This is a genomic window from Protofrankia sp. CiP3, from assembly GCF_917627345.1.
Lineage (GTDB): Bacteria > Actinomycetota > Actinomycetes > Frankiales > Frankiaceae > Protofrankia.
Map to the genome: position 1 here is coordinate 50,873 of NZ_CAKJTM010000029.1, position 4,363 is coordinate 55,235.

The following is a 4,363-nucleotide window of genomic DNA, read 5'->3' on the forward strand; positions in this document are numbered from 1 at the left end:
CAGGTGGTGGAAGGGCACACCGTGCCAGCGGACCAGCTCTTCGGCGTCGCGGTGGTTGGACACGACACCGGCGATCTCGATCGACAGGGTGCCGGCACGGCGGCGCGACAGCAGGTCGGCCAGACAGTGATCGTGCTGCGAGACCATGATCATGGTGCGGGATCGGACGGCGGCGTCCCAGATCTGCCAGTCCATCGAGAAGGTCTCGGCAACCGCGCCGAAGGCGTCACACAGATCCTCCAGGCTGCCGTGCGGCTCCTCCACGTCGGCGGCCAGGCGCAGGAAGAAGTGGGTGCTGTCGGGGTCCAGATACTGCTGGGCTTCGACGATGTTGCAACCACTCTCGGTGATGAAGGAGGACACCGCCGCGACGATGCCCCGCCGATCGGGGCAACTGAGCGTGAGTATCAGACGCTGACAGGACACGCGTCCACGATAAGGGGTCAGCCGAGCGACGGCGTATGCGGTCCATCCGCTCGGATACGGCGATCTACTCTGTATCGATATCCGTACTACCCAGCGCCGAATCAGCAGGCCGGACCCCGAACTTCGTCATCAGTTCCCGCTCTCGGCCCGCCAGGTGTTCGGCGCGGCCTGCTATGAACTTGGCGTCGTCGCCTTTCATGATATGAGGTAGTAGGTCGATGGGAATTCCGTGACTTTGGAGTACCGCCAGCTCGATGTCGGCCGGAAGGGTGCGCAGGGCGCGTCGCACGGATGTTCCGGGCTGTGTCGGGAAGATGATCCGATTAGCCGGGCTCTGGGTACCGTCAGCCTTTTCCGTGATGATCTGTCGGTATGCTCTGGTGTCAGCCCGCTCAAGCGTTCCCACAACGTCGATGGCTGCACCGGTGGAATCCAGACGCTCTCGCAACTCCTGTAGCTCCCACAGGATGAAGGTTCTGATCCGGGCGCTGCGCATGTCGAAACGATCGGGAAAGGGCCGGGCGACCTGATTCTGACCTTCGGGTCCTGGTCCGCCGTCGGCGAAGATTTTCATGGTGTTCAGGTAGTTCTTGACCTGGGTTGAGTTGGCTCCGGCGAAAAATCCTGACCAGGAGGTGGACCAGAACCATCTGCGAAGTGTTTCCACCTGCTCACCGGTGGGGTTGTCCCGTATGTTGAAGAATATGGTCAGGAGGAGGATCTGAATGTTGTAGGGTACCAGTCTCGCGAGTGGAACACCTATGTCGTCCCGAAGAAATCTGATGGTTCTTCCCAGCGCGATTTCGGTCCGCTCCACGGCGTCATTAAGACGATCACGGTTACGGCTGGCCAGTGATTCCCAGCGACTTGTCTGCACGTCCTCCTCGCCGGCAACCGCCAGCAGGGACCGGAAGACCGCACTGGCCGGAAGATCTGAATAACCAACCGAGGAAAGAGCCTCGATCATAATATTGATGCGTTCGTTGAGATTCTCCTCGGAATCATGATGGTAGGTCAGTGCCGACACCATCTGAACGGCGGACATAGCTTGTCCCTTGCTGTTCAAACGGGAAAAAACCTCGACCGCCTGCTCGAGGGAACCTCCCACCAGCCGCACGACGGCGATCTTGTACGATTTGATTCGTTGCGCGACCTGCTCGGCTTCGTCGATGAGCGCTTCGACATGGTCGGTGGCCGGCAGCGTCTGCAGGTCCCGGGCATATCCTAGAAAATCGAGTGTCCGGAGCACCGCCCGAACCGGGAGATAATGTGCGGGGGGTTGTTCCGCGCGCGTCCAGTGACGAAACTTCGATTGTCTGGTGAAGCCCGGCCTGGTGGTGCCCAGCTCGCGGTAGACCCACCACATCCATGACCGCTGTTCGGTCGTACGTTGGTCAGTGGTGGGCCGCAGGAGGCTGCCGTACAAGGTTGACAGACGCTGATGGCCGTCCAGTATGTATGAGACCGAAATGGTTGGCGATGAACTGCGGATATCAATGTTTCCGATCTCGTCGAGACTCGGGACGGGCTGCTCCGTTTCCCACGCGAGTAGGCTACCGATCGGGTAGCCCCGTTCGATGCTGTCGAACAGATCGAGCATCTGGTCGGGACGCCAGACAAAAGGACGCTGAAAGCGGGGAACACGTAGCCTTCCCAGGCTGATGTCATCGAGAATATCGCCGAGAAGCATGATCTCGGGCTTGACAGTCATCTCGCCGGGCTGTGACGGGCTTTCTTTCGACACCTCAGACCACCTCGCTGATCATTTTGAGCAAGAGTCTCAGCTCTGCTTCGACTGCCTGCCCGAGCGTTGCGAAGTCCTCCACCGCCAGATCGGCTGTACCATCCGCCAAGCATTCGAGAATCTTTCTCCCGAACCCGGCAGCAATGATATTCAGGGTCTCGTCGTCCAGCGTCGCGAAGAGCTCCTTCTGCGCTGGCGGGATCCGGACTGAACCGTCTTGTTCACGCTGGAAGCCCGACTTCATGTCGAAGTATCCGCGTTGCTTGTCCGTCAGCCGGCTCAAAGCGGTAACCCGTTGTCTGTGTGTTTCGTCCCCGTGAGCCTTCAGCAGTGCCTTGTCGGGAATGTAGTTCTCGGCTTCGCGCAGAGTGAGAACGTGAACTTGTATATCATACCGGCGCAGGCTCGCCGCGATCTCATGCGGTTTGGTAGTGGAATTCGGGATCAGCCGGTCGCTGTCGAGAAGACCCCGGACCCGGATGACCGTCCGAAACGGGCGGGCAGCTTCGTGCGCGACATCCATGAAGCGCCCGGATGAGGTCGCTTCTGCTGAATGCCCGGAATAATGCTCGCAGCAGTACGCCTTCGGAAACCACGTCCTCGACGACGATAACCGCCGGATGTGTGAGGTCGGCTACAATCTGGTCCAGGTTCTCATTTGTGACCTTTGCGATGATTTTTTCGGTTGAAGCTGACCAGGCAGCTGCGGCGACGCTTTTTTCAATGAGTGAGTGATAGACGGAAGCGAGTCCGGGGATGTGTTCCTTGAAATATTCCTTTGCTTGCTTCTCGGTGTCGGTGTCGATTCGCCAGTGGTGTCGCTCTCGTGTCACCAGATCCACCAGGCGGATGATCAAGTCGAAGTTCTGGGGGCTGGTGAATATCTGTGGGTCAGTTCTGACCTGCACCGCTCACATCCTGGAATTCTGTGCGTCGGCAAGCGCGCGCACCTCGCGGTAATCCTCGGTGAAGATACCGTCCGGCCAGTTCTCGACGTTACCGAGACGGTCCAATTCGATGTGTCTGACCTGCGCCGAGGTTCCATCGTGGTCCACGAAGTACAGTGCAATCTTATCCGGATCAAGACTGCCTTCGGCGATGCGCCGACGGAGTCGCAGGATGAATGTCTCGCTGTGCGTTTCCACGATGAAACTGCATGACGGCTGCTTCACCCCGGCGATGTAGAGGTCGGCCAATGCGGCGTGCCCAGCCGGATGCAGATGCAGTTCCGGCTGTTCGATGATTTCTAGCGTCGATCGAGCGGGTGGATGGAGGCCGTCCATCGCCCGTTGGACAAGAATGGGGAGTGCCTGGGCAATGCCAGTGCCCGTGTCCACCAGGTTGACCCGGATCTCCGGGGAACTAGTCGAGGCCAGCACCAGCGAGTACAGGTTGTTCTGGATGTCGACATCCACCAGCCACCCGGGGAGTTCCCGACGGAAATAAGCGTTGATCTGGTCGACCAGCAGTCCACTCCGGCGAAATCGATCGTCGGCAACAATTGTGGGTGTGGCCTCACCCATCACTCCGACCGCATCCGGCGCCCGGGCGGGAAGGCGGTAGTAACGATGTGGCTGGTGACGGAATGGTCCAACATAACGGATCGTCGGAAAATCGTCGCGAATCAGATGAATCGCCCGAAGAAAGACATCAAGATCGTCATGGTCGAATGCGTGACCAGGCGTGATGGCTTCCGGAAGAAGTCCGGCAAAATGGACTCCCATGGCCCAGGAGGAGCCGTTTTTGCTGAATTCATACCATCTGTCGTGAGAGCGAGGGTCGCTGAGGTCCCAGTTGAGCTCGAGCCGTCTGCCTTGTACGGAAAGGACAAATCTGCTGACTAGCTGAATCTGGTACTCATCGATGTTCTGGACCTCTGATTCGACGTTGATGGTCCCCATGCTTTCAGTTTCGAACCGCTGTCCTATGTGTATGCTGCCGTGCGGCCGATGTCCGAAGATGAGATCGGTGAAAGTTCCCGCGACGTCGATGCCCAGTGATTCCATCTCAATGGGAGCGCCGGAGCCGGTGCGCATACCGGTTGAGACAACAGCTGGCAGCCGGGCGAGAGCACTTTTTCCGGCGTTATTGCGGCCGAGTAGAACTGTGAGCGGGCGCAGTTCGACAGTCTGCTTCCGATCGAAGCACTTGTAGCTCTCGATGGTCAGCGCTCGCAGGGACATACCTCCCAGC

General features: G+C 58.9%; 5 protein-coding genes. All 5 read right to left on the reverse strand.

Translation table 11 applies throughout. The annotated features are described in order from the left end of the window. Positions 1-426: ACT domain-containing protein (locus MJ797_RS12795; protein WP_239334562.1), on the reverse strand; the 426-nt coding region annotated here is incomplete at its 3' end. Between the two features lie 64 nt (positions 427-490). Beyond that, the gene (locus MJ797_RS12800) at positions 491-2,170 is read right to left on the reverse strand and encodes a DUF262 domain-containing protein (protein ID WP_239334563.1); all 1,680 of its coding nucleotides are present in this window, start codon (positions 2,168-2,170) and stop codon (positions 491-493) included. 1 nt (position 2,171) lies between these two features. Next, the gene (locus tag MJ797_RS12805) at positions 2,172-2,693 is read right to left on the reverse strand and encodes a hypothetical protein (protein WP_239334564.1); all 522 of its coding nucleotides are present in this window, start codon (positions 2,691-2,693) and stop codon (positions 2,172-2,174) included. Next, positions 2,587-3,078, reverse strand: coding sequence for a hypothetical protein (locus MJ797_RS12810; protein ID WP_239334565.1), 492 nt, complete (start codon positions 3,076-3,078; stop codon positions 2,587-2,589). Before MJ797_RS12810 ends, MJ797_RS12805 begins: the two co-directional genes overlap by 107 nt. A gap of 3 nt (positions 3,079-3,081) precedes the next feature. Beyond that, positions 3,082-4,363 (reverse strand): DUF3696 domain-containing protein (locus MJ797_RS12815; RefSeq protein ID WP_239334566.1); only part of this gene is annotated, 1,282 nt, incomplete at its 5' end.

Excerpts from the sequence above, each read along its gene's own strand:
- MJ797_RS12805 (WP_239334564.1), bottom strand. The coding sequence starts at position 2,693 with ATGGATGTCGCGCACGAAGCTGCCCGCCCGTTTCGGACGGTCATCCGG.